22 protein-coding genes are annotated in these 24,706 nt (G+C 36.7%); 3 read left to right on the top strand and 19 right to left on the bottom strand.

Going from position 1 to position 24,706, the window contains the following annotated elements:
* Positions 1-72: 72 nt before the first annotated feature.
* The gene (locus tag AC57AW_RS12495; protein WP_496352134.1) at positions 73-870 is read right to left on the bottom strand and encodes an SDR family oxidoreductase; all 798 of its coding nucleotides are present in this window, start codon (positions 868-870) and stop codon (positions 73-75) included.
* Positions 871-1,004: 134 nt separating this feature from the next.
* Between AC57AW_RS12495 and AC57AW_RS12490 the strand changes: the two genes are divergently transcribed.
* Positions 1,005-4,346, top strand: coding sequence for a DEAD/DEAH box helicase (locus AC57AW_RS12490; RefSeq protein WP_496352133.1), 3,342 nt, complete (start codon positions 1,005-1,007; stop codon positions 4,344-4,346).
* A 71-nt stretch (positions 4,347-4,417) separates the two neighbouring features.
* Here AC57AW_RS12490 and AC57AW_RS12485 read toward each other — a convergent pair whose 3' ends face one another.
* Positions 4,418-4,735, bottom strand: a complete 318-nt coding sequence (locus tag AC57AW_RS12485) for a winged helix-turn-helix transcriptional regulator (protein ID WP_496352132.1) — start codon at positions 4,733-4,735, stop codon at positions 4,418-4,420.
* Between the two features lie 124 nt (positions 4,736-4,859).
* Here AC57AW_RS12485 and AC57AW_RS12480 point away from each other — a divergent pair, with 124 nt between their 5' ends.
* Complete coding sequence (locus tag AC57AW_RS12480; RefSeq protein WP_496352131.1) at positions 4,860-5,264, top strand: nuclear transport factor 2 family protein; 405 nt, start codon at positions 4,860-4,862, stop codon at positions 5,262-5,264.
* Between the two features lie 236 nt (positions 5,265-5,500).
* On the opposite strand, the gene AC57AW_RS12475 is transcribed toward AC57AW_RS12480, so the two are convergent.
* The 6 genes from AC57AW_RS12475 to AC57AW_RS12450 all read right to left on the bottom strand — a co-directional run bounded on the left by AC57AW_RS12475 (position 5,501) and on the right by AC57AW_RS12450 (position 10,818).
* A complete protein-coding gene (locus tag AC57AW_RS12475; RefSeq protein ID WP_496352130.1) occupies positions 5,501-6,811 on the bottom strand; it encodes a T9SS type A sorting domain-containing protein in 1,311 nt (436 codons plus the stop codon).
* Positions 6,812-7,052: 241 nt separating this feature from the next.
* Positions 7,053-8,228 carry an acetyl-CoA C-acyltransferase gene (locus tag AC57AW_RS12470; protein ID WP_496352129.1) on the bottom strand — a complete coding sequence of 392 codons (1,176 nt, stop codon included), beginning with the start codon at positions 8,226-8,228 and terminating at the stop codon, positions 7,053-7,055.
* Positions 8,229-8,378: 150 nt separating this feature from the next.
* Entirely contained in the window at positions 8,379-8,879 is a 501-nt protein-coding gene (locus tag AC57AW_RS12465; RefSeq protein WP_496352128.1) for an endonuclease V, read from the bottom strand.
* Complete coding sequence (locus AC57AW_RS12460; protein ID WP_496352127.1) at positions 8,876-9,253, bottom strand: VOC family protein; 378 nt, start codon at positions 9,251-9,253, stop codon at positions 8,876-8,878. Before AC57AW_RS12460 ends, AC57AW_RS12465 begins: the two co-directional genes overlap by 4 nt.
* On the bottom strand, positions 9,250-9,699 hold the full coding sequence (locus tag AC57AW_RS12455) for a GNAT family N-acetyltransferase (protein WP_496352126.1): 450 nt from the start codon (positions 9,697-9,699) through the stop codon (positions 9,250-9,252). The genes AC57AW_RS12460 and AC57AW_RS12455 overlap by 4 nt, the downstream gene beginning before the upstream one ends.
* A gap of 78 nt (positions 9,700-9,777) precedes the next feature.
* Complete coding sequence (locus tag AC57AW_RS12450; RefSeq protein WP_318846096.1) at positions 9,778-10,818, bottom strand: M28 family metallopeptidase; 1,041 nt, start codon at positions 10,816-10,818, stop codon at positions 9,778-9,780.
* Between the two features lie 161 nt (positions 10,819-10,979).
* Here AC57AW_RS12450 and AC57AW_RS12445 point away from each other — a divergent pair, with 161 nt between their 5' ends.
* Positions 10,980-12,119: an aminotransferase class I/II-fold pyridoxal phosphate-dependent enzyme gene (locus AC57AW_RS12445; RefSeq protein ID WP_496352125.1), complete on the top strand. Its 1,140-nt coding sequence runs from the start codon at positions 10,980-10,982 to the stop codon at positions 12,117-12,119.
* Between the two features lie 140 nt (positions 12,120-12,259).
* Here AC57AW_RS12445 and AC57AW_RS12440 read toward each other — a convergent pair whose 3' ends face one another.
* The 11 genes from AC57AW_RS12440 to pdhA form a co-directional block, all read right to left on the bottom strand.
* Complete coding sequence (locus AC57AW_RS12440; RefSeq protein ID WP_496352124.1) at positions 12,260-14,989, bottom strand: sodium-translocating pyrophosphatase; 2,730 nt, start codon at positions 14,987-14,989, stop codon at positions 12,260-12,262.
* Between the two features lie 326 nt (positions 14,990-15,315).
* Positions 15,316-15,927 (bottom strand): inorganic pyrophosphatase, encoded by a 612-nt coding sequence (locus AC57AW_RS12435; RefSeq protein WP_496352123.1) that lies wholly within the window; start codon positions 15,925-15,927, stop codon positions 15,316-15,318.
* 17 nt (positions 15,928-15,944) lie between these two features.
* On the bottom strand, positions 15,945-16,457 hold the full coding sequence (locus AC57AW_RS12430) for a DUF7935 family protein (RefSeq protein ID WP_103232836.1): 513 nt from the start codon (positions 16,455-16,457) through the stop codon (positions 15,945-15,947).
* A gap of 24 nt (positions 16,458-16,481) precedes the next feature.
* The gene (locus AC57AW_RS12425; RefSeq protein WP_496352122.1) at positions 16,482-17,603 is read right to left on the bottom strand and encodes a hypothetical protein; all 1,122 of its coding nucleotides are present in this window, start codon (positions 17,601-17,603) and stop codon (positions 16,482-16,484) included.
* 135 nt (positions 17,604-17,738) lie between these two features.
* Complete coding sequence (locus tag AC57AW_RS12420; protein ID WP_496352121.1) at positions 17,739-18,671, bottom strand: phytanoyl-CoA dioxygenase family protein; 933 nt, start codon at positions 18,669-18,671, stop codon at positions 17,739-17,741.
* A 73-nt stretch (positions 18,672-18,744) separates the two neighbouring features.
* Positions 18,745-19,659, bottom strand: a complete 915-nt coding sequence (locus AC57AW_RS12415; RefSeq protein WP_496352120.1) for a hypothetical protein — start codon at positions 19,657-19,659, stop codon at positions 18,745-18,747.
* Positions 19,656-20,333: a RadC family protein gene (gene radC, locus AC57AW_RS12410; RefSeq protein ID WP_496352119.1), complete on the bottom strand. Its 678-nt coding sequence runs from the start codon at positions 20,331-20,333 to the stop codon at positions 19,656-19,658. Before radC ends, AC57AW_RS12415 begins: the two co-directional genes overlap by 4 nt.
* A gap of 17 nt (positions 20,334-20,350) precedes the next feature.
* Positions 20,351-20,863, bottom strand: coding sequence for a murein L,D-transpeptidase catalytic domain-containing protein (locus AC57AW_RS12405; protein ID WP_496352118.1), 513 nt, complete (start codon positions 20,861-20,863; stop codon positions 20,351-20,353).
* An 82-nt stretch (positions 20,864-20,945) separates the two neighbouring features.
* Positions 20,946-21,614, bottom strand: coding sequence for an ABC transporter ATP-binding protein (locus AC57AW_RS12400; protein WP_047384594.1), 669 nt, complete (start codon positions 21,612-21,614; stop codon positions 20,946-20,948).
* Between the two features lie 309 nt (positions 21,615-21,923).
* Positions 21,924-23,522 (bottom strand): dihydrolipoyl dehydrogenase family protein, encoded by a 1,599-nt coding sequence (locus AC57AW_RS12395; RefSeq protein ID WP_496352117.1) that lies wholly within the window; start codon positions 23,520-23,522, stop codon positions 21,924-21,926.
* Between the two features lie 86 nt (positions 23,523-23,608).
* On the bottom strand, positions 23,609-24,610 hold the full coding sequence (pdhA, locus tag AC57AW_RS12390; RefSeq protein ID WP_496352116.1) for a pyruvate dehydrogenase (acetyl-transferring) E1 component subunit alpha: 1,002 nt from the start codon (positions 24,608-24,610) through the stop codon (positions 23,609-23,611).
* Positions 24,611-24,706 lie beyond the last annotated feature (96 nt).

Here is a 24,706-nt window from a genome sequence, read left to right as displayed (position 1 = left end):
AAAATTATAAATTATTTGATTGAAAAGACAGCATAAATGTGATTTACTTTATACTGTCTTCCAAAAAGCTGATTAAATAAACTGTTTACCAAACTGCTCTCTGAATGCTTCATCACCTAATTCAAGGCGCTGTGCATAGATTGCTTTAGCATCTTCTCCTGCTACATATCTCAGCTGTTTTTTGCCATCTGTAGCAGCCTCGTACACCACTGCTGCAATCTGCTCAGGAGTAGAAGCAGCCTCCATCATTCCTTCCATTTTAGAAAACAGAGAATTCGTCATGTCTTCATACGCCGGACTGGATGCTGAGTCCAGAGAGCGGCTTACAAAATCGGTCTTAATTCCTCCTGGAGAAACTGTTTTAATATCAATTCCAAACTGATTAAGTTCAAAAGCCATACTTTCGCTCCATCCTTCTAATGCCCATTTTGTAGCATGATAAATAGAGTTTAAAGGGAAAGCAATTAAGCCTCCAATGGAAGTAGTGGAAATAAACATTCCGCTCTTTTTCTCTCTGAAATAAGGAATAAATGCCTGCGTTACGCGGATAACTCCTAATAAATTGGTATTCAATTGTCTTGCAATCTGGTCATCAGCCAAAGCTTCCAAAGGTCCCATAAGACCATATCCTGCATTATTAAAAACCACATCTATGTCAGTCAGCTCTAATGTTTGTTTTACGGTAGACTGTATTTGGTCAAAATTTGTCACATCAAGCGGAAGCACGGTTACATTCTCCAAAGCAGCAAGATCGGCTGCAGCTTCTGGATTTCTCATTGTAGCGATTACTTTCCATCCTTTGTTTTGAAATAATTGGGCAGTTGCTTTTCCTAATCCTGTAGAAGCACCTGTTATAAAAATTGTTTTCATTTTTCTTGGTTTAAAATTATAGGACAAAGGTCAGCATTAGAACAAACCTGTGAGTTGCCAAAATGGGGTAAGCTGTAGCCAAAACGGATTCTCAAATACATTTGTTTTTTGTAAGTTTGCCTTCATCAATTTTTATGGCAGAATATATTCTTGACAACATTAATATCAGTACACTTTCCGTATATGACCTGCTGAAACATACCTCAGACAGTGCATTCATCGGAATCAAGGATTTCCGCGAAATCTACCCTGCTGCTATTGAAAACAATACAGGAATATTTACAAAGCAATCTTCATTACAGGATTTCCCAATGGTCAGCATCAGCAAGATCGGCAGTTCACTACTCTGCTCTTGTACTTGTGATAGCCAGAAAGACCTGCTTTGTTCTCATCAGGCAGAAATCATCCATTGCATCATTGAGGATAAAAATTACCGCCTGTTTTTTGATGACACTCTCCGTAAAAAAGCTTTTCTCCCTAAAGCAAAAGCCTATGGTCTTGAAAATGAACCGGATCTGGATCAATATTTCCAGCTGGAATACAGAGATGGGAAAATTGAAATCCATCCTAAGATCAAGGAAATGCTTCCTGTAGAGGATGTGATGTTTCAGAGAGATCTTCTTCCACAGCTTCCGTCCAAACTGGAGGAACTGGCTGTATTGGAAACAGGTAAGAAGCAAATATTGGTTATTGGTAAGCACCGCTATTATAACCATATGACCTTCTCTCTGATGGAAGCGGAAATAACGCAGACAGGTAAGCTTAAAAATCCGGTGACTCCTGTGGATGCCATGCAGCTGATTTGGAAAGCCGAGAAACCGGCAGACATAAAATTTTATACAGCCATCATCTCTTTTCAGAATAATTATAATGAAGATTACAATCCTTCAGAGCTGGAAGCTTTAAAACTTATTGTACAGAATCCTTTGGAACTGGATGTCTATTATCACGACCGGGAAATTGCAGAAACGGTGTCTGCAAAATCACTTTCTCAAGTTGAATTAAATACTTTAGATGCCGAGGTTCAATTATCTGTATTTAAGAAAGATCCGTTTTACGAAATAACGGGAAAATTGTTATTTAATGATATCTCTGTTCCTTTCAAAAATATTGTTCTCAGAAATGAATATTTTGTATATAACCGAAACATTTTCAGTTTTGTAGAGCATCCCGACATGCTCAGAATCATCAGGTTTTTTAAGGCTAATAATGAAATTTTACTGATTCATTCCTCAAAATATGAGGCGTTCATGAAGGACATTCTCTCTACTATAGAAGAACGTATTCATATAAATTACAATTACATACAAGTCGCAACGAAAGTACAGCTTGAAGATAAGAATTATCACACGGAAAGAGTGATTTATCTTCGTCAGCAGGAAAATTATATAGGAATCACACCGGTAATGAAATACGGAGATGTTGAAGTTCCCGTCTATTCACGGAAGCAGCTTTTTGATACAGATCAGAATGGTAATCCGTTTAAAATAGATAGAAATGAATCGGCAGAAGCCCGCTTTACATCTTTGATCATGCAGCAGCATCCTGATTTTGAAGAGCAGATGGACGGCTATCAGTATTTTTATCTTCACAGAGATAAGTTTCTGGATAACAACTGGTTTCTTGAAGCATTTGACACCTGGAGAAATGAAGGAGTAACGATACTGGGCTTTAACGAATTAAAAAACAATAAATTAAATTCCCACCGCGCTAAAATCAATATTCAGATCACCAGTGGGCTGGATTGGTTTAATGCTAAATTAAAAGTAGGTTTTGGCCCTAAAGAAGCCTCTTTAAAACAACTTCACCGCTCGATTCGCAATAAAAGTAAATTCGTTCAGCTGGATGATGGCAGCATGGGAATTCTTCCTGAAGAATGGATGGAAAAGATAGCCGCTTATTTTCATGCAGGAGAAATTGACGAAGAACTTTTAAAGATTCCGAAAATCAATTTCACGGAAGTCACCTCTTTATTTGAAAAAGAAGTACTGAGCCAAGAGATTCAGGAAGAACTCACCACTTATTCCACCAAGTTCTCAAAAGTAAAAAACATTCCCCAAGTCAATATTCCGGCAGCGCTGAATGCTGAACTTAGGGATTATCAGCATGACGGACTGAACTGGCTTAATTTTCTTGATGGATTCAACTTCGGAGGGTGTCTTGCCGATGATATGGGACTTGGAAAAACCATTCAGATCATTGCTTTTATTCTGTCACAGAGGGAAAAACGGGGACACACCACGAATCTTATTGTGGTTCCTACCTCCCTGCTTTTCAACTGGCAGGAAGAGCTCAGCAGATTTGCACCTTCTATAAAAGTTCTGCTTCATTATGGTGCAGACAGGCCCAAAACAACTGCTCATATGCAAGACTATGAAGTCGTTCTTACCACTTATGGAATGATGCTTTCGGATGTCCGTTTTCTGAAAAATTTTAATTTCAATTACGTATTTCTGGATGAATCACAAACTATTAAAAATCCAAATTCGGAAAGATACAAAGCCGCGCGACTGCTTCAATCGAGAAACAGGATTGTATTGACTGGTACACCTGTTGAAAACAGTACTTTTGATCTTTACAGCCAGCTTTCTTTCGCTTGTCCGGGGCTTTTGGGAAGTAAGCAGTATTTTAAGGATATTTATGCTATTCCTATTGATAAATTTGAATACAGTAAACGGGCGTTAGAACTTCAGCAAAAGATAAAGCCCTTTATTCTCAGAAGAACCAAGAAACAGGTTGCAAAAGAGCTGCCTGAGAAAACAGAAACGGTTATCTACTGTGAAATGAATACGGAACAGCGCAAGATTTATGATGCTTATGAAAAGGAACTTCGTGAGTTTATTGCAGCCAATGACGACGATGATCTGAACAAAAACAGCATGCACGTCCTGACAGGGCTTACAAGGCTCAGACAGATCTGTAACTCTCCTGTTCTGATGAAAGAGGGATATTCCGGTGCAAATGCCGTTAAAATCGAGATTTTGATGGAACAGATCCTTGGGAAATCAAAAGACCATAAAATTCTGGTCTTCTCACAGTTTGTCGGAATGCTAGATTTGATAAAGACAGAGCTGGAACGTCACAAAATTCAGTTTGAATATCTTACAGGACAGACTAAAGACAGAGGAGAAAAGGTAGCCAATTTCCAGAAAAACAATGATATCCGTGTATTCCTGATCAGCTTAAAGGCTGGTGGCGTTGGTCTCAACCTAACGCAGGCTGATTATATTTATCTGGTAGACCCATGGTGGAATCCTGCTGCTGAAAACCAAGCTATTGACCGAAGCTACCGTATCGGACAAACCAAAAATGTAATTGCCGTCCGAATGATTTGTTCTAATACGGTGGAAGAAAAAATTCTTACGCTACAAAAAAAGAAAAAGCAGCTGGCCGAAAATCTGCTTACGACCGATGGAAAAAAATTCCAGGGACTTTCCAAACAGGATCTATTGGATCTATTGGAATCAGGTTCGTAAAGTACTTAATGATTTCCACCTATTACATTTACGGCAGAACCAACCTGTTAGTTTTGAAAGTCTGCAGCATATTATATCTGATGTCTGATTCCAAACTGTATGATTTGATTAATTACCGGAAGCAGCTCTTTTCCTGTATCTGTTAATGTATATTCTACTTTTGGGGGAATTTCAGCGAAAGACTTTTTATGAACGATACCTTTTTCACAAAGAAATTTTAATTGGCTGATCAGCATTTTTTCGCTGATGCCCACAATACAACGTTTCAGCTCACCATAACGGATTGTTCTTTCATTAATCTGAAAAATTATCAGCATTGTCCATTTTCCGCCTATAATTTCCAGCGTCTTTCTTAACGGACAGTTTTCATCAGAGATATTTAAATTCATTTTTTATAGTATTGATAATCAATGTTTACAAACCAAAACACTGTACTATACCTAAAGGTAAGTACTTGTACAATTGAAAGCAAAATTAGACATTTGTAGATATTTATCAACCAAAAAAAATAATATGTCAAAAAACATTGAAATCGTTCAGTCATATTTTAATGCTGTCGCAAGAGGAGATTTTGAAACAGTAGATCGTCTGTTTGCAGATGATATTGTATGGCACCAGCCTGGAACAGGTGTACAGTCGGGAATTTATAAGGGTAAAGCTGAGGTGTTTGCCCATCTTGGAAATTTTGCACAATGGAGCAATGGTACTTTTGCAATAGACACTATTGAGTATTTAACAGACAATCGTGATCTTGTTTCTGCTTCTATTCATTTCAAAGCTGAGAAGAATGATCAGTCAATAGCTATGAAAGGGATAGATCTGTTAAGGATGGAAAACGGACAGGTTAAAGAAGTCTGGTTATTTTCAGAGCATATTGAAGATGAAGATGCTTTTTGGAATTATGCTTCAAATAAGTAGTTATCAGATATAGCAAAATCGCATAAGCTTTTCAACCATAAAAGTCACAAATTTTGGTTCTAAAAACTTTTGTGTCTTTTATGGTAAAAAATACCCAGCCTTCAAGTATAAAGAGGAATCATTTCAGTAAGTCTTGCTTTTTAGTGATCAATGATCTGCATAAAAAAAACCGACAGGTAAAGGACCTGTCGATTAAAAACAAAAATTGATATGGATATGATTTAGATATGATGTGTCTATTTTTTGATAATCTTTTCTGTGACTATTTTGTGATTTTTTGTCAGGATTTTAATAAGATACGTTCCCGGAACAAAATTGTTCATAGAAACTGTCATCGAACTGCCTTCCAGCATCTTCTGCCCTGACATATTATAAATTTCATATTTCTCCAGCCCTTCTTTCATCCTGATTGTTACCGAATCTGTTGTCGGGTTTGGATATATTTTAACATTGGTTGAAGCATCTCTAGAAACTTCTACAGTGGAAAGGCTTTCCGGCTGAATATCAATCGTATAATCTTCTGCCTGTCCGATAAACCATCCTGAAGGGCAAGGAAGGTTTTCCAGAGTTCCCATCCATGAATTGGATTCATAGGCTTTTACCAATCTGAAACGGGTTGCTCCAAGCTGTGCTCCTGCCGGAATTGCAATACTGCCAGATGTAATTCCTGATTCTGTAGTAGTCACCGGATTGGAATTGTCCAGATACCCCAGATTAAACTTTTCATCCGCATCAAACTGATTATTATGGTTAAAATCAATATAAGCATAGGCTGATACGGTATTCTGTCCGTGTGTACCTCCTGTTACTGTTATAGGATAGGTATTTCCACGGTTAACCGTAAAGACAGTCGCTGTAAAATTTTCAAGAACGTCTGAGTTCCCATCAATAGCACTGTTTCTTACGGTTCCGGCAAATTCTACCTTGCTTATTTCGCTTACTGTAAGACTGGTTACATTTTCAGCACCACAGTAAGGAGCCGGGAAATTCACTGTATTTCCAATGATATTGACAGTATAATCTTCCGTCTGCCCTGCTCTTAAACCAGAATCACAGGCTGAACTGATAGAGTTGGGAGCTGAAGAATCAGAATAAGCCTGAACATTTGTATTTTTGAGAACGCGCATTCTTGTACTTCCATTGGCTGCAGTAGCAGGAATCATTATTGTATTGTTGATCGTAAATGCATTGGCTGGATTGGCTGCTTCAAGTCTTCCGATATAAAAGCTTTCTCCGGCATCGTCAAAATTACCATTCTGATTAAAATCTATAAAAACAACTACATCACTCGGAAATGTACTGGAAGGACCAGTTACAGATATATTATAATTACTTCCATGTTGCAAATCTGTAGACATTGATGTAAAATTCTCATAAATTTGCGCATTTCCGGACTGAACCGGTGATGAATTATTAATGCTTCCGAAAGTAACATTACTGATCATATTGCTGTCAGCTCCATACTGAAATGCAGGCATGCAATATTGCAATTGGGCATTCACCAGTGAGCAAAGTACAATACCAGAAAGAGTAGTTATTTTTTTCATTTCTTGTTTTAATTTCTTGGGACAAATTTATATTTATTTAGAATGAATAAAAATAAGAACGTGATGATATTTATCAGTTTAGCAAAAATAAGCCTTTTAACACCGAACCGGATTTGTAAAATAATTCATTTTACTATTGGGTAATCAATCTATTATAAATAAAAAAGACCCTTCTCAAATTTTGATTTTAAGAAAGATCTTTTTGTTGTAAAGAATGAAATCTAAAGAATTCTCCTTATTTTCAGCTTATATTTTCGATAAGAACAGCTGATGCTCCACCTCCTCCATTACAGATGGCAGCGATCCCAAGTCTACCCTTTTCCTGGCGAAGTACATTGACTAAAGTCGTCATAATTCTAGCTCCTGAAGCACCAATCGGATGTCCCAGAGCAACTGCTCCCCCATAAGCATTTACTTTATTCAGGTCATAACCCAATATCTGCTGATTGGATAAAATCACTGAAGAATACGCTTCATTAATCTCGAAATAATCAATATCGGATAAAGTAAGACCTGTTTGTTTCAGTAACTTTTGAATGGCAACAGACGGAGAAGTGGTAAACCATTCCGGGGACTGAGCCGCATCTGCATATGCTACGATTCTGGCTAAAGGTTTCAAACTATATCGTTGAACAGCCTCTGAAGATCCTAACAGTATTGCTGCAGCTCCGTCATTCAGATTACTGGAGTTGGCGGCTGTTAATGTACCATCTGCTTCAAAAGCAGGTTTCAAAAGAGAAATCTTCTCCGGAATAAGTTTGTCAATATCTTCATCCTTATCTACTATTGCAACCCCTTTCTTTCCTTCAATCGATATCTGGATCAACTCATCGCTGAAATTGCCATTTTTTGCCGCTTCCTGAGCCCGATGATAGGAAAACAAAGCATATTCATCAAGCTGCTGACGTGTTAATCCATATTTTTTTACCCCTAATTCAGCAGCACTTCCCATATGGAAATCATTATACACATCCCACAACCCATCTTTGATCACGCCATCAGTAAGATGGGTATCTCCTAGTTTTGTTCCCTGACGAAGCTTGACATAATGAGGAACATTGCTCATACTTTCCATACCACCAGTCATCACAATATGTTCCAGACCAAGCTGGATCTGCTGAGCACCAATCATTGCCGACTTCATTCCGGAAGCACAGACTTTGTTTATCGTTGTTGCATCTTTATCTACCGGAATTCCGCCAAAAATAGCGGCCTGTCTTGCAGGAGACTGTCCAAGTCCGGCACTGAGTACATTTCCCATATATACACTGTCTATATGTTCCGGAGCCAATCCGATGCTTTCATAAGCGTTTTTAATTGCTACAGCTCCCAACTGAGGAGCTGTAAATCCGGATAAGCTTCCTATAAAACCACCCACAGGAGTTCGCTTTGCAGCTAATATAAATACTTCTTTCATAGGATATTATTTTTAGTACCGATCGGTATATGTATGATTAAAAAAATTTCCTTTTATTTTTTAAGGAATAATACAAAGATAACTAAAATATACCGATTGGTATATTAAATATTTAAAAAAAACTTACTTAGTATAGTAAGATTTTAATTTTTATGTTCTACTCAACTGATCAAGTTTTTTCAGCAGCGTAGGCATTCTGTAAATACCATGCATTTGCTCTACTTTTAGCTGAACTTCATCTACATCCATTCCTTTGGCCGTTACAAAAAGTGGTGTTTTACTTTCTCCCCGAAATACACTTCTCCTTTGGGAATCCGGAGTTGTAAAACCATTTTTTGCGATCCCAACAATAGGAAACTGTTTTTCCAATGCTTCATAAAGGTGCCCGCCCAACCCAATTTTTCCATCATTATCAAGGGTAACATATCCGTCAACAATGATAATATCTTCTGGTTTCAGTGCTATTTTTGTCAGTAAACTTAAAATGCAGGGTAATTCTCTTTTGTAAAACGCTCCGCTTTCATATTCTGAACTCACAGCGGTCTGTTCTATAAAAACTTCCACTTCTTGTTCAGATGTCCAGTCTTTAAATGCAATACACACGGTATTGGCATAATCCTCATAATAATAAGTATCAAATGCGTAAATCATAGCTTTATTCCCTTAAAAAATTCACCGAAATGCCACAAAATCCCTGACGGATCGTGTACAAAACACTCTTTTCCCCATTCCATAGTCCTTACAGGAGTAAGTCTTACATTTTCATAAGTGTCTGTAAGCTTTAAAGAAAGAAGCTCTTCCCAGAAATCTTCTGTATTGGCCACTTCCATAAAGATCATCGTATTGTCAACCCAATCTTTTGTATAATAATCCTGCAGATAAAAGCCAATTTCCTCCCGTATAAACAAAGATAGTTTGGGCTCGATAACAACTTCTTCAAATCCCAGATCCCGGTAAAAGTTTCTGCTGATCTCAAAATTCTGTGCTCCGATAAAGGGTCTGATAGATTTCAGTTTCGGTGTCATAATTTTTTATTTTTCCAGTCTTCATAGGTCATTTCAAACCTGATCTCTCCTTTTCCATGAATTCCTGTTTCCTTCCAGCCAGATTTTCTATATAAGTTTTCAGCCCTGGTTCCGGGTGAAGTACCAAGCCAGACATCGTCTTTCTTTTGTTCAAAATACCAGTCGAGCATAATGTCATGAAGCTTTCTTCCGATTCCCTGATTTTCAAAACCAGGATGTACAAACAATGCCCAGATATTATTTTCTTTCAGGTCTGCAATAGAAAAGCCTACAATCTGACCTTCTGCTTCGCCTACCCATCCTTTTCCTCTATGAAACAAGAATTCTTCGCAGTCCTTATCTGTAACCAAACCTGGATCTGATAACGTGTTTTCTTTCACAGAATTTCTTACGACCTGAATTTGTGGGATGTCTTCCGGTCTTGCTTCCCTAATGATTATACTCATGGCAATTTGTTGATAAACGCAATTTTTATCTTAATCCTTGTCAAGATTTAAAACCTTGACAAGGATTATAATTACTGATTATTTTTTGTCAACGACAATTCTTTCTTCTCTGTTGGCAATATCCCAAGCTGTAGTAAAAACAAGCTGAGTTCTTTTTTCTAGTAACTGATAATCAATCTTTTCCGGATCATCCGTAGGTTTATGATAGTCTTCATGAATACCATCAAAGAAGAATGCTACAGGAATATTATGCTTGGCAAAATTATAGTGATCTGAACGGTAATACAGTTGCTCAGGATCATTCAAATCATCGTATTTGTAATTAAGCTCCAGATTATTGGTTCTCTTGTTTGCCGCTTCGTTGATTACTTTAAGCTGAGAACTTAACATTTCAGAACCAATCACGTAAACATATTGTTTTCCTCTGTTGGCAGGATCATCACGCCCTATCATATCAATATTAAGGTCAACAACGGTATTGGCTAATGGAAAAACAGGATTTTCGGAATAATATTCTGAGCCAAACAATCCGTGTTCTTCTCCTGTAACATGCAGAAACAGGATTGATCTTTTAGGTCCTTTACCTGCTTTTTTTGCCTGTTGGAATGCTTTTGCAATTTCCATTACAGCTACAGTTCCGCTCCCGTCATCATCAGCTCCGTTGTACACCACTCCATTTTTTGTTCCTACGTGATCATAGTGCGCAGAAACCACCACAATCTCCTCTGGTTTTTCACTTCCTTCTATAAAAGCTAAAATATTTTCAGAATCAGGAAGATTACCTCCACCTCTTTTTTTCATAAACTCAGATGGCACTTTCTGATAGTATGAACCTAATGCTTTAGGTCCTGAAATTCCAAGGTTTTTATAGTAATTAATCATATACTCTCCCGCTTTTTTCTGCCCTTTGCTGCCTGTATCACGGCCTTCCATATCATCTGCTGCAATGACATAGAGGTTTTTCTTCAAATCTTCAGCATTAATTTCCTTGTATGCATTATTAAATGCCTTGTTGTGTTTTGTAGAAACAGGATGTGAAGCATTTCCATCAGCTATTTTTGCTGTCCCACAGCTGGTTACTACAGCCATAGCAAATAACGGAATAAGTATTTTTTTCATAAAGAATAAATTTCTTAAAAATAACAAATTTTATTGAATTCCAATATGAGAAATCAATTATCACCAGATCATATGTTATCCATTGTAAAATTAACAATACGTCAATTTAAAACCCAATACGATATCGAATTTTTATTATATTTGATTAAATTACAAAATAAGTGGACAAGATTTACGGGTTTACTCATTATTCCTTTTTTACAGAAATGTCCGAACTGGCAATCAGGAACGGAAGTTTTGATCTTTCTCTCGGAATTCCCGATTTTGATATCGATGAACGTCTTAAAATATTTCTAAAAGAGGCTGCTGAAAAAGAGACTTATCATTATGAGCCTCTTGCCGGTAATCCCCTTCTGATTGAAAGTATCATCCGTTTCAATGCAAAACGAACTAACAGAATTCCTGTAACAGCTAAGGAAATCACCATTATCCCATGTGCAACCTTTGCTTTATATACTTCCCTCAAATCAATTTTAAATCAATATGATGAAGTGATTATTATTCAACCATCTTATTACACATATGGACCTGCTGTTGTCATGAATGGCGGAATCCCTGTTTATTATGATCTTGATGGCGATTTTATGATCAACTGGGATTTGTTTAAAAACTGTATTACTGAAAAGACCAAAGCCATCATTGTAAACTCTCCTCAGAATCCGACCGGAAAAGTATGGAAAAAGGAAGACTGGAATCAATTGTATGAACTAATTAAGGATCGTGATATTTATTTGATTTCCGAAGAGATATATGACACCTATTGCTATGACGAAGCTGAACATTACAGTTCTTTTATTCATCCTGGGCTTAGGGAAAAGACGTTCTGTATTTTTTCTTTTGGCAAAATGTTCCATACTTCCGGATGGAAAGTAAGTTACATGCTTGCTTCTGAAACTTTAACGGCAAGATTTCAGTGTCATCAACAGTATATTTCTTATAGTGCCAATGCGCCTGCACAATATGCGATTGCAAAGTATCTGGATGTATTTGACCCAGCCATCAATAAAGAAATAATGCAGAATAAAAGGGATATTTTTAATCAGCTGATTCAGGAAACTCCCCTGCAAGTAGAACAACAGGCAGAAGGAAGCGTTTTCCAGGTTGTTAATTTCAGGAATATTTCGTCAACAATGACGGATGTAGAATTTTCAAAATGGCTTACGATTGAGAAAAAAGTGTCTTGTCTTCCACTTTCGGCTTTTTATAATTCAAGACAGAACTCAGATTATGTAAGGTTTAGTTTTGCTAAAAAAGATGAACTGATTATTCAGGCTTTGGAGCATTTGAAAAGGAATCTTTAATTTTTCATGTATTTGTTTTTTTCCGCAGATTACACCGATTTTCACAGATGACTATGGATATCTAATTATTTATCATGCTATCCAAAAACATAATAACAAAAGCACCGCCTAGGCAGTGCTTTTGTTGTATTGTAATGATTTTAAAGAGCCAGAACTCTTACATCAATTCTTCTGTTTTTTGCTTTACACTCATCAGTGTCATTGGCTTCACATACAGGATGCTGTGATCCGTAGCCTTCAGCTTCTACTCTGTCTGCAGAAATACCCAGTTCCAGTAACTTAAGTTTTGCAGTCTGCGCTCTTAGATTAGATAATTTAAGATTACTATCCTCATTACCGCTGTTATCTGTATATCCGCCTAATTTTATTTTCAGGTCGGGATATGCATTTAAAATTTCAGCTAAAGTACTCAACTGGAGTTCATATCCTTCTTTCAAATCGCTTGAACCTGTTTCAAAATAAAGGTTTTCAATCGTGTACCATTTATTAGGATCTAAAGCTGATTTGTCTTTTTGTTTCACCACATTATAAAGCTGATAAAGCTGGCTTCCATCTCCAATGGCAATCGTTTTTCCTCCATCCAGCTTTATTTTCTGAACATTTCCTGTTTCGTATACAAAGTCACCGCTTTCATTAAGGTGCCCCCGAACTTCACCAGGAGAAACCGGAACTGCTGTAAGATCTGTATGACCAGCTGCTGTAGCAGATATTCCTGTAAGGCTTTCAATTTTTGCTTTTCTGTTGGCTTCGATTTTATCTTTATGCAATACTGCTAAAGTAGGCGCAATAACTAAAGAAACGATGGACATTAATTTGATCAGGATATTCATGGATGGTCCGGAAGTATCTTTAAACGGATCTCCTACTGTATCTCCTGTTACAGATGCTTTATGTGGCTCTGAACCTTTATAATAGGTCTGTCCATTGATATCCACTCCTTTTTCAAATGATTTTTTAGCATTATCCCAGGCTCCTCCTGCATTATTCTGGAACATTCCCATCAAAACACCACATACTGTAGCACCAGCCAAAAATCCTCCCAATACTTCAGGGCCGAAAATAAATCCGATTAATAAAGGTGAGATGATTGCTATAGCACCGGGCAGCATCATTTTTCTGATGGATGCATCGGTGGAAATGGCAACACATTTTTCATATTCAGGTTGTGCTTTTCCTTCTAAAATTCCCGGAATTTCGCGGAACTGTCTTCTTACTTCTTCCACCATGGCCATAGCAGCCTGTCCAACCGCAGTGATTGCCAATGATGAAAAGATAAACGGAATCATTCCTCCAATAAATAATCCGGCCAGCACATCTGCTCTGTAAATATCGATTCCGTCAATTCCTGCAATTCCTACAAAAGCGGCAAATAATGCCAGTGCTGTTAAAGCGGCTGAAGCAATTGCGAATCCTTTTCCGGTAGCTGCAGTTGTATTTCCTACAGCATCCAGGATATCTGTTCTTTCGCGTACTTCTTTGGGAAGTTCACTCATTTCGGCAATACCACCGGCATTATCAGCAATAGGTCCAAAGGCATCAATAGCCAGCTGCATAGCTGTAGTAGCCATCATTCCTGCCGCTGCAATAGCCACTCCGTAAAGTCCGGCGCACAGATAAGAACCATAGATTCCACCTGCCAGCACAATAATCGGGAGTAAAGTAGATTCCATACCAACGGAAAGTCCTCCGATAATATTAGTTGCATGCCCGGTAGAAGACTGTCTTACAATACTGGAAACCGGTCTTTTGCCCATTGCAGTATAATATTCTGTTATGATACTCATTAAAGTACCTACAACCAATCCTACCATTATAGCTCCAAACACCCCCATTTTAGTAAACTCATGACCTCTCAGAACCATTTTTTCGGGAAGGATATATGTTACTAGGAAGTAAGATGAAATGGCTGTAATAACAATACTTCCCCAGTTTCCAAGGTTTAAAGCATTCTGAACACTGGAAGTGGATGAGCCTTCGTTATCGTTAATTTTCACAAATAAAGTTCCGATCATTGAAAATATAATTCCTGTTCCTGCGATCAACATCGGTAAAAGGATTGGCGCAAAACCTCCGAAAGCATCATCGGAAATAGTTTCTCTGCCTAATACCATAGTTGCCAAAACTGTTGCAACATAAGACCCGAAAAGATCCGCTCCCATTCCTGCTACATCTCCTACATTATCTCCTACATTATCTGCAATTGTTGCAGGATTTCGGGGATCGTCTTCCGGAATACCGGCTTCTACTTTTCCTACCAGGTCAGCGCCTACGTCTGCCGCTTTTGTATAAATACCGCCTCCTACTCTTGCAAAAAGTGCTATGGATTCTGCCCCTAGAGAAAATCCGGTAAGAATTTCAATGGTTTTTTCCATTTCATGAGAATCTACTGTAGCATCAGGGGCAAAAATCTGTTTAACGATAAGAAATAAAGCTCCTAATCCTAAAACAGCAAGTCCGGCAACGCCCATTCCCATCACAGTACCTCCTGTAAAAGATACTTTAAGGGCTTTTGCCAATGAAGTTTTTGCAGCTTCTGCCGTCCTGACATTGGCTTTGGTAGCGATTTTCATCCCAATAAACCCTGCTAATGCTGAGAATACAGCTCCTACCGCAAAGGCAATACCGATACTCCAATGTGAGTTGGCGTTGCTTGATCCCATTACGGCAAGTAAAATGGCGACTACCACCACAAAGTACATTAAGATTTTGTATTCAGCCTTTAGAAAAGCCATTGCACCATCTGCAATATGACCGCTGATTATTTTCATTTTTTCATTTCCGGCATTCTGTTTATTTACCCAGTTGCTCTGAAGAAATGTATAAAGCAAAGCGACGACACCAAAAATTGGCACTAACATAAATAGATCCATAGTTTAATATTTTTTTGGTAATAGAAAATTAAATATAATAAATAATTACCATCAAAGCATTAAAAACTTTAACAGTATGATGCTTATCATCAAAAAAAATAAAAATATAACGATGGAATACCGATGATTAAAATTTATGAAATAATAGTACTGAACAAGGCTTTCAGAAAGATTATCTGAGTGAAGAATCTTTGAATAATTTGGATTATTAAGATGTTTTTCAGAGTTGAAATTGCTTCACATTCTGTTCGCAATAACTCTTAACCAACAAAAAAGGATAAGCAGAAAACTGCCTATCCTTTTTTGTTTTATGAATAAAGAGAATCTTATCCTCCGAATTTATCTGCGTAATCTGTTTGAGAAGCTTTAATCACTTTTCTTGCATGCTCAGCACCATAAACTTCCTGGATTCTGCATTTTGCAGGCTCATCCGGTAGGTTTTTATACGTAAGGAAGTAGTGCATTAATCTCTTTACCTCTGCTTCTGGTAATTCAGCAATATCTCTGAAGTGTCCGAAAGCGTGGTCATTGATCATTACTGCAACAATTTTATCATCAGCTTCACCTCCGTCGATCATTTTGAAACCTCCGATTGGAATAGCTTCCATCAATAAACCTCCAGCATGGATATTGTGAGAACTTAAAACACAAATATCAAGAGGATCATGATCTCCCATTGTAACATCAGTAGCTCCTGCTTCTATAGCAAGTCTCATCACTTCTTTATCACAGTATGTTCTTGGAACAAAACCATATAAAGCAGGAATAATGTTAGAGAATTTCTGTGGTCTGTCTACCTTTAAGTATCCAGTTTCTTTATCTACTTCATATTTAATAGTATCTGAAGGAACAATTTCCACAAATACGTTTACAACATTTGGCGCATCTTCTCCTGCAGAAATTCCGTGCCATGGATGTGCTTTAAAATTTGGAATCATTATTTATCTGTTATTTTTTAAGTTATTATTAAAATTTCTTTTCTTAAGTCTTCGATTGTTTCAACAATATAATCATTGCTTTCCATGTAGTTCATGATGAAAATCGTTTTGAATTCATCCAGCTGAACCTCTCCTTTCAATCCGTCATAGGTTTTGTGAAGCAGTTCTATGATCGCATTTTTAGAATCTACAATATTCTTCCATGAATTTTTTGTAATGTATAACTGCTGTGAAGAGTTATATTCAAATTCTTCATTGATTGTTTTTTCAGTAAGGAAAATAAACTCATGAACGGCTAGTTCTCTATCAAACCTCTGGATAAGGTTTGACGGCTTCATTCTATCAAGAAACAGGGTCATCCTTTCGTAAGAATGCGCCTTATTCTCTGAATTCGACTTCACGGTGAGTAGTTTGATTTCCTGGTTTTTAAGGGTAATGTACGAGTGTACAAATTGTCTCAGCAAAACCAGAAAAGGAATTGCAATAATCAATGCAAATGCATACGGTAGATATCCTGAAAGACTCGTCATAATTTTAGACTGCAAAATTACTAATTATTTTCCGTCTTCTAAAGAGTTTTTAAAGATATCCACTTTAGAAATCTGTATATAGATCAACGCGAGTATAATTATAAGATAAAAGCCCACCATCATCCTGTTTGCCAGAGACGGAAAAACCAAAAATCTCAGCATGACCGTTCCATAAATAATAGCAAAAAACAAGGCTTGAGCCTGATTATTTTTATTACGGAATGAAAAATGATTAGCCAGAATAATGATTATAAAAATCAACAGAACCGGAAAATAGGAGGAGTTAAACTCCAGCATCATTTTGCTTTTAATAAAGTGAATATAATCAGAAAAGATAAACGCATCAGGCTGTGACACAGGATAGATCTGAACTTTAGTAAACTGATTCATAAAGAGTGCAGACCACGAAACCTGATTAAAAGTCTGTATCAAAAAGAAAGAAAGCAACAGATATCCGTATGATATGAATAATGGACCAGTTTTCACCTGAAGTTTATTCCTATAAAGGTAAATAAGAGTATACAGGAAAGAATAAAAAATAAAATACTCCGGTCTGGTAAGAATACACAGCATAGCAAAAATTCCCGCAAGAAATAAATTTCTTCTTACTAAAAATACATAGAAGCTCAAAAGAAGCAACAGACATGATAATGAATCTGCTGAGACGTGTCTGGCTGATTCTGGAAGAGGTTTAAACAGAGAAATTAAAATCGTGATGATAAAAGCAAGAGGATAATTTTTCAGAATTTTTATCAGAAAACTGAAAATCAGAATAAGAATCAGGGCATAAGAAATAACTGAAATTAAAGAGTTAGAAGCAGACGCACTAAAACCTAATTTAAAGAATGACCAATTGATGAAATTATAAAAAGGTTTCACCACAAAAAGCTGCAATTCTTCTTCATAAGCTTTAGGATTTTGTGATAATACTTTGTAATAAGTACTTTCACCCTTCGCTACTTCTTTCACCATCGGATCTACAGGCCCTAATCCTGCAAAATCAGGATTCTTTTCCCGCAATTCATCATATACTTTCTGATGAATTTCTTCAATTTTCATATCGGGATATTCTGTTTTATACATCAATCCCATATAAGCTTCCATATCAGTATTGTAATAATGGTTGGTATATAGGTAGTATGACATGAGGCATACATAAATTGAAAATATAAAAACAAAAATATTTTCCCTTTTTTTCATACGTTGATATTATAAGTACACAAATGTAAAAAAACTATCATTTAAACTTATATTCTTATAAAAAGCTTTTATGATAAAGGATTACAATTCAAACAATGCCGGCCTTTGGGTCACTTCGTGATAGCAAACACTATTTTCGTCAAAGAAATGATATACAAGGCTTTTTCTTGTTCTCTTTTTATCTGTATGAGGTTCGCCGCCGTGAAGAATATTGGCATGCCAGATCAATAAATCTCCTTTTTTAGCTTTAAAAACTTCTTTTTTCAATCCCAACTCTTTTACTTTATCTTCAAGGAAAGTTTCATAAGCTCTGTAACTTTTCTTACCGATTTTCAGCGCTGTACCTTCATTATCATAATCAGAATTCAGGAAATATGGAAGTTTATGGCTTTTAGGAATATAATGCAAAGCTCCATTACTTTCATCCACATCTTCCAATGCAATCCAGACTCCCAGCAATCCTCCCAAAGGATAGGTGGTCATATGAATACTGTCTGAATGTGTTTTTTGCTGGCTTCCGTTGATGAAGTTGATACTTTGGAAAAGTTTAGATTTCCCATCCATTAAAATGGATAAAAAGTCTAACAGTTCTTTGTCACTTCCGATATTTTTAATGATTTCCGAATGATGAATGGCAAACATCAGTTTTCCTCCATAAATAAACTTCAGTGTTCCGTCTTCCATTAGCTTATCAATTTCTGTATTGATTTGATCAGCCGTTTCCGGAGTCAGGAAATTCTTTAGAATCAGGTAACCATTATCATCATACCGAAGAGTACTTTCTTTATTTTCTTCCGACAGCTTCTTAAAAAAAGGAGTTTCTGTTAGTTTTGCATAATCTACTCCTCTGTTGCTGGCGGGAAGATGAGCAAAATCTTTACTTGAAATACTTGAAAAATAGTTCTTGTTGATACCGTATTTTTTATATAGCGGAATGTTATGTTTTAACTTATTCTTTTTAAATAAGTTATAAAGCATATATGATAGTTTGTACTGACGAATCTGTTGTAACATAACTGTTTTACTAAGGATTTTATAAAGTTACGGAATATTACTTAATTAGAACCAATCTAAACAATGCTTTTCATCATAAAAAGGGCTTCCCTCTCATGATAAGATATCCTAATTTTTTAAAAAGGTTCTTTTTTGAATTTTCAATAATTCCGTAAGGTCTTAATTCTGGACGAAAACCTCTGAAAAACTCTTCAATATTGGGTAATTCTCCCCCTTCAAAATCAAAAATATGAGTTTCAATATTTTCTTTAATGGTATGATCAATCAATACGGATGCTCCCGATAATTTGACATAGTCTTTATCATTAAAATTACCTAAAAGCGCCACCATATTGCAGTCTGAATACGTCGCTATCACATTGACAATTTTATGCTGATAATAAAAAGCCGTAAATTTCAGGTAACCTAGCTTGTGGAAACTTTTGAAAATCCTCATGAATTCATACAGATCATTGTCTTTGCTCAGTCCAATTGTATTAGCTTCAATAAAAGTCTTTGCTTGGTCGTAGGAAATGGCTTGGATTTCTGTTTCTTTTAAAACTTTTTCATCTAACCGAAGTTTTCTTTTTCTTTTGGGAGAATAATTGGCAGATACTTTCTCATAAGTATCAGGGTACAGTAAAAAGTTCTTCTTGATTCTGATCTTGGTACGAAGCTGATTTACATCATTAAACGGATATGCCCTGATCATGTAATTTTTTTCCAGATATTCTAAAAAAGCTTCATTAAGGTCGACATCATCTTTAGTGGAAAAAACACCGAGCTGCTGGCAAAGTTTCGGATTGTGAACAATTTTCATCCCATATTTTCTTACAAAAGGTACGGGCATTACGGCTTCATAATCTTTATAAACCAGAATTTCCCATGGCATGGTAGAAGTTGTATCTAAAAAATCTTTTGCAGCAGAATATTTTCTTTGTTCGGAATTTTCTAAACATTGAGCATATTTTACAAAATCAATTTCATGGTATTTTAATCTTCTAATCATAGTAATCCTGCGTCTGAAAAACTAAAATAGGTATCCTGCGTGACAATAATATGGTCCAAAAGCTGGATACTTAATGTATTTCCCGCCTCTTTTATTTTTTGTGTAATGCTGATATCTTCCCTGCTTGGCTTTAAGCTGCCGGAAGGGTGATTGTGGGCAATGATAATGCCTGTTGAAAAATGCTCCAACGCTGTTTTATAGAGAATTCTGACATCTACAATAGACTGGCTGATTCCTCCTTGGGTAAGCTGCGAAACATGAATCACTTTGTTGCTGTTGTTAAGGAAAATAGCCCAGAACTCTTCCGTTCTTAAATCAGAAAGCTGATTTTTGAGAACCACATAAGCATCATTACTGTTCCCAATGATTGCTTTTTCCGGAATTTCCTGCCCTATTCTCCTTCTTCCAATTTCTAAGGCTGAGATGATCGAAATAGCTTTCGTCTCTCCAATTCCTTTAAACTTTATCAGATCTTTAACGGAAAGCAGACTTAACTGATGCCAGTTATTATTGACGGAAATTAATATTTTCCTTGCAAGTTCTACTGCATTCTCCTCTTTATTTCCACTTCCCATAATAATAGCCAGGAGTTCAGAATCAGAAAGTGAGCTTTTGCCTTTCTGCAAAAACTTTTCTCTGGGTCTGTCATCTTCTGCAAGAAATTTTATAGTCATGGAAAAGAGATTATGAATTAATAAAATGCATATAAGATCACCGGCTTTGTCGACTGATCAATATATTTTGCTGTTTCTTTAAAAGCATTTGCTGAAAGCATCGGGCACCCTAAGCTTAAACATGCCGGAGTCTGGGATTCCAAATCCGGAATACAGCCATAGGAATGAAGAACAATTGCCCTCTGCATTGCATTGCTGTTAGTAGAATCAAGGCCTTTTAAGCGGTAAGCTTTTCCAAATTTTCCTACATAGCTTTCTCCAATGGCATATTTCCCCAGAGATGACTGATAGGAGCCTTCAACATTACTGAATTGTAAAGCATCTGATTTTGGAATGACAGAACCTGAACCATGAGATACAACAGCCTGCTGTATAATTGTATTATTTTTCAGATTATAAATGAAATAACGGTATTTCCCAGAAGGAAGTTTAAAGTTGATAAAAACAGCCAGTTCCTGGTTATATTCTTTTCCTTTGATATAATTTTTAATCTCTGAAATCTTTGCCTGGGGCACAATCAGTGAATTCAACTGCTGGGATTCAGCTTTTGAACAGGAAATTAAAATTATAAAAAGAAAAATAAAGTGTTTCATCATCCGGTGCTGTATACTTTTATTCTATGATCATTCCGTCTTTCATGACCAATTTACGGTCTGTAATTTCTGCTAGATTCGGGTTATGGGTTACAATGACAAAGGTCTGGTTGTATTTGTCTCTCAGATCGAAAAATAATCTGTGAAGATCATCCGCGTTCTTGGAATCAAGGTTTCCTGTAGGCTCATCCGCAAAAATGATTTTAGGTGAATTGATTAAAGCTCTCGCTACTGCTACCCTTTGCGCTTCTCCACCTGAAAGCTGATTGGGTTTATGCTGCAGTCTTTGTTCTATTTTTAAATCTTCAAATAAAGCATAAGCTTTTTCAAGCGCCTCTTTTTCATTAGCTCCGGCAATCTTTGTCGGAAGTAATACATTTTCCAGTGCTGTAAACTCCGGAAGAAGCTGATGAAACTGAAATACAAAACCGATATTCTGATTTCTGAATTTTGACAGCTGCTTATCATTCATATTAATAAATGACTCTCCTGCTATTTCAATTTCAGTATCATATTTGTTTGATTGGCTCGGATGATCCAGCGTTCCTAAAATCTGCAGCAACGTAGATTTACCTGCTCCTGATTCTCCTACAATAGAAACCACCTCGCCCATTTTGATGTGAATATCAACTCCTTTCAGTACTTCTAAATTCCCATAAGATTTATGGATATTTCTTGCTTTAATCATGATTCAAAAATAGTAATTTGATTTTGAAATTCCATCAAAAAATACAGTGATAATTTTTAATTCTCAAATTGATATCATCATAAAAATCTTCGAATAATTCCGAAGGCATATTATATTTTAATTGATTTTCTAAAATTTGTTCTTGTTGATTATGAGAATCAGACATTGGTAGTATAAAATTCAATCTCCTAGTTTTTGCATTTATTTTACACCTATAAAGTTTATGAAATATTATGGCGTTATTCAGCCATTAACAAAAACAAAAAAACCTCCCGATTTGGGAGGTTTCAATATTCTTAATTCAGAAAATTACAGTAACAATGTTAATGGACTTTCTAAATATGTTCTTAATGTTTGTAGGAATTGAGCACCTGTAGCACCGTCTACCACTCTATGGTCACATGCCAATGAAAGTTTCATTGTATTTCCAACTACGATCTGACCATCTTTAACGATTGGCTTCTCGATAATTGCTCCTACTGAAAGGATAGCAGAGTTTGGCTGGTTAATGATACTTGTAAATGTTTCGATTCCGAACATTCCTAAGTTGGAAATAGAGAATGTAGATCCTTCCATTTCGTTAGCTTTAAGACCTTTGCTCTTAGCTCTTGATGCCATATCTTTTACGGATGCAGAAATCTGAGTATACGTCATCTGATCTGTATTTTTCAATACAGGAACTACCAATCCGTCAGGAATAGCTACAGCTACACCAATATTGATATTTCCTCTGTGGATGATCTTATCTCCTGCCCAGCTTGAATTCACCTGAGGGTGTTTTCTTAAAGCAATTGCAGTAGCTTTAATGATCATATCATTGAAAGAGATCTTAGTATCAGGTAAAGAATTGATTTCTTTTCTTGCTTCAATTGCTTTATCCATGTTGATCTCAACCATCAGATAGTAGTGAGGTGCAGAGAATTTACTTTCAGCAAGACGTTTTGCAATAATATTTCTTACCTGTGAGTTTGGAGTCTCTGTATCTTCGCCCTGAACGAAATTTACTGCAACCGGAGCAGCAACACTTACTGTTGGAGCCGAAGCAGCTGGTTTCGCAGCTGGCTGATAGTTTTCAATATCTTTTTTAACGATTCTTCCGTTTTCACCAGATCCCTGAACACTGTGGATATCAACTCCTTTATCCTGAGCCATTTTCTTAGCCAGTGGAGAGATTGCTACTCTGTCAGAAGATGAAGAGTCTACAGCAGGAGCCGTTTTTTCTTCTGTTCTAACTTCTGCTTTTTGTTCAGCTGGTTTTTCTGTTGATGCAGCTGCAGCTTTCGGAGCTCCTACAGCGGAAATATCCGTTCCTGCAGGGCCAATGATTGCTAATACTGAATCTACCGGAGCAGCACCACCTTCTTCTACACCTTGCTTCAATAATACTCCATTGAATTCAGATTCGAAATCCTGTACCGCTTTATCTGTTTCGATCTCAGCAAGAAGATCTCCTTCTTTTACTGTATCACCTACATTTTTGTGCCATTTAGCTACTTTACCTTCTGTCATTGTATCAGAAAGTCTTGGCATTGTAATAACTTCTACTCCAGCCGGAACTTCTGTTGCAGCAGGTACAGCAGTTTCTGCTTTAGGCTGTTCTTCTGATTTTTTTTCTTCAGTTCCTGCAGCGGGAGCAGCAGCTCCACCTGTCAATCCTGAAATATCTTCTCCTTCATTCCCGATAATAGCCAAAACAGAGTCTACAGCAGCAGCACCTCCTTCTTCTACGCCAACGTATAAAAGGGTCCCTTCTATTTCAGATTCGAAATCCTGTACCGCTTTGTCAGTTTCAATTTCGGCTAAAATATCTCCTTCTTTTACTTTATCTCCTACTTTTTTATGCCATTTTGCCACTTTACCTTCCGTCATAGTGTCGGATAGGCGGGGCATCGTAATTACTTCTGCCATAATTTTCTAATATGATAATTTGTTAATGTGATGATGAGAGAATTAAAAAATCTAATTCATTTTCAAATTCTCAAATTATCTAATTATTAATTTTCTAATTTGTCTAGGAATGGATAGTTTTCCTGAGCATATACATACTCATAGATCTTTTCTACTTCTGGATATGGAGAATTTTCCATAAATTCGATACACTCGTCAACAAAGTCTCTTGACTTATTGTCTGTAACTTCCAATTCTGCTTCCGTAGCCCATCCGTTTTCTAAAATTCTGTGTTTTACAAGCTCGATTGGGTCATCGTTTTTATGAATAGCCACTTCTTCTTTAGATCTGTATGGCTCAGCATCAGACATAGAGTGTCCTCTGTAACGGTATGTTCTTGCTTCAATGAATGTAGGTCCGTCTCCTCTTCTTGCTCTTTCAATAGCCTCATAAGCAGCTTCAGCTACTTTTTCAGGATCCATTGCATCTACAGCAAGACAAGGCATTTCGTATCCTAATCCTAATTTATAGATATCTTCGTGGTTGGCAGTTCTTTTTACAGAAGTTCCCATTGCATATTGGTTGTTTTCTACCACAAATACTACAGGAAGTTTCCAGTTCATTGCCATGTTGAATGTCTCATGTAAAGAACCTTGTCTTGCAGCTCCGTCTCCGAAGAAACAGATGTTCACTGCTTTTCTGTCAAAATATTTATCTGCAAAAGCAATACCTGCTCCCAAAGGAATTTGTCCTCCAACGATACCGTGTCCTCCATAAAAACGGTGTTCTTTGCTGAAAATGTGCATAGATCCACCCATACCTCCGGATGTTCCTGTAGCTTTACCGCAAAGTTCAGCCATGATTCTTTTAGGATCTACTCCCATCGCCATTGGATGGATGTGGCATCTGTAAGCAGTAATCATACTATCCTTTGTCAAATCCATTGCGTGCGTGAATCCTGCAGGGATAGCTTCCTGACCGTTATACAAATGTAAAAATCCTCTGATCTTTTGTTTTAGGTAAAGAGAACGGCATTTGTCTTCAAACCTTCTCCACATTGTCATATCTTCATACCACTTCAGGTATACCTCTTTAGAAAATTCTTTCATGTGTTAGCTCTTGCTTTTTTATGATGAAATAGTTGAGCAAAATTATGAAAAAAACTTTGTTTTTATTCTATACATAGATAACTTTTCGCTTTTTCT

The organism is Chryseobacterium sp. BGA-UO-ETr-SB22, from assembly GCF_059567885.1.
The sequence above is the reverse complement of the archived record's forward strand: the minus strand, read 5'-3'. Positions and strand labels throughout refer to the sequence as shown.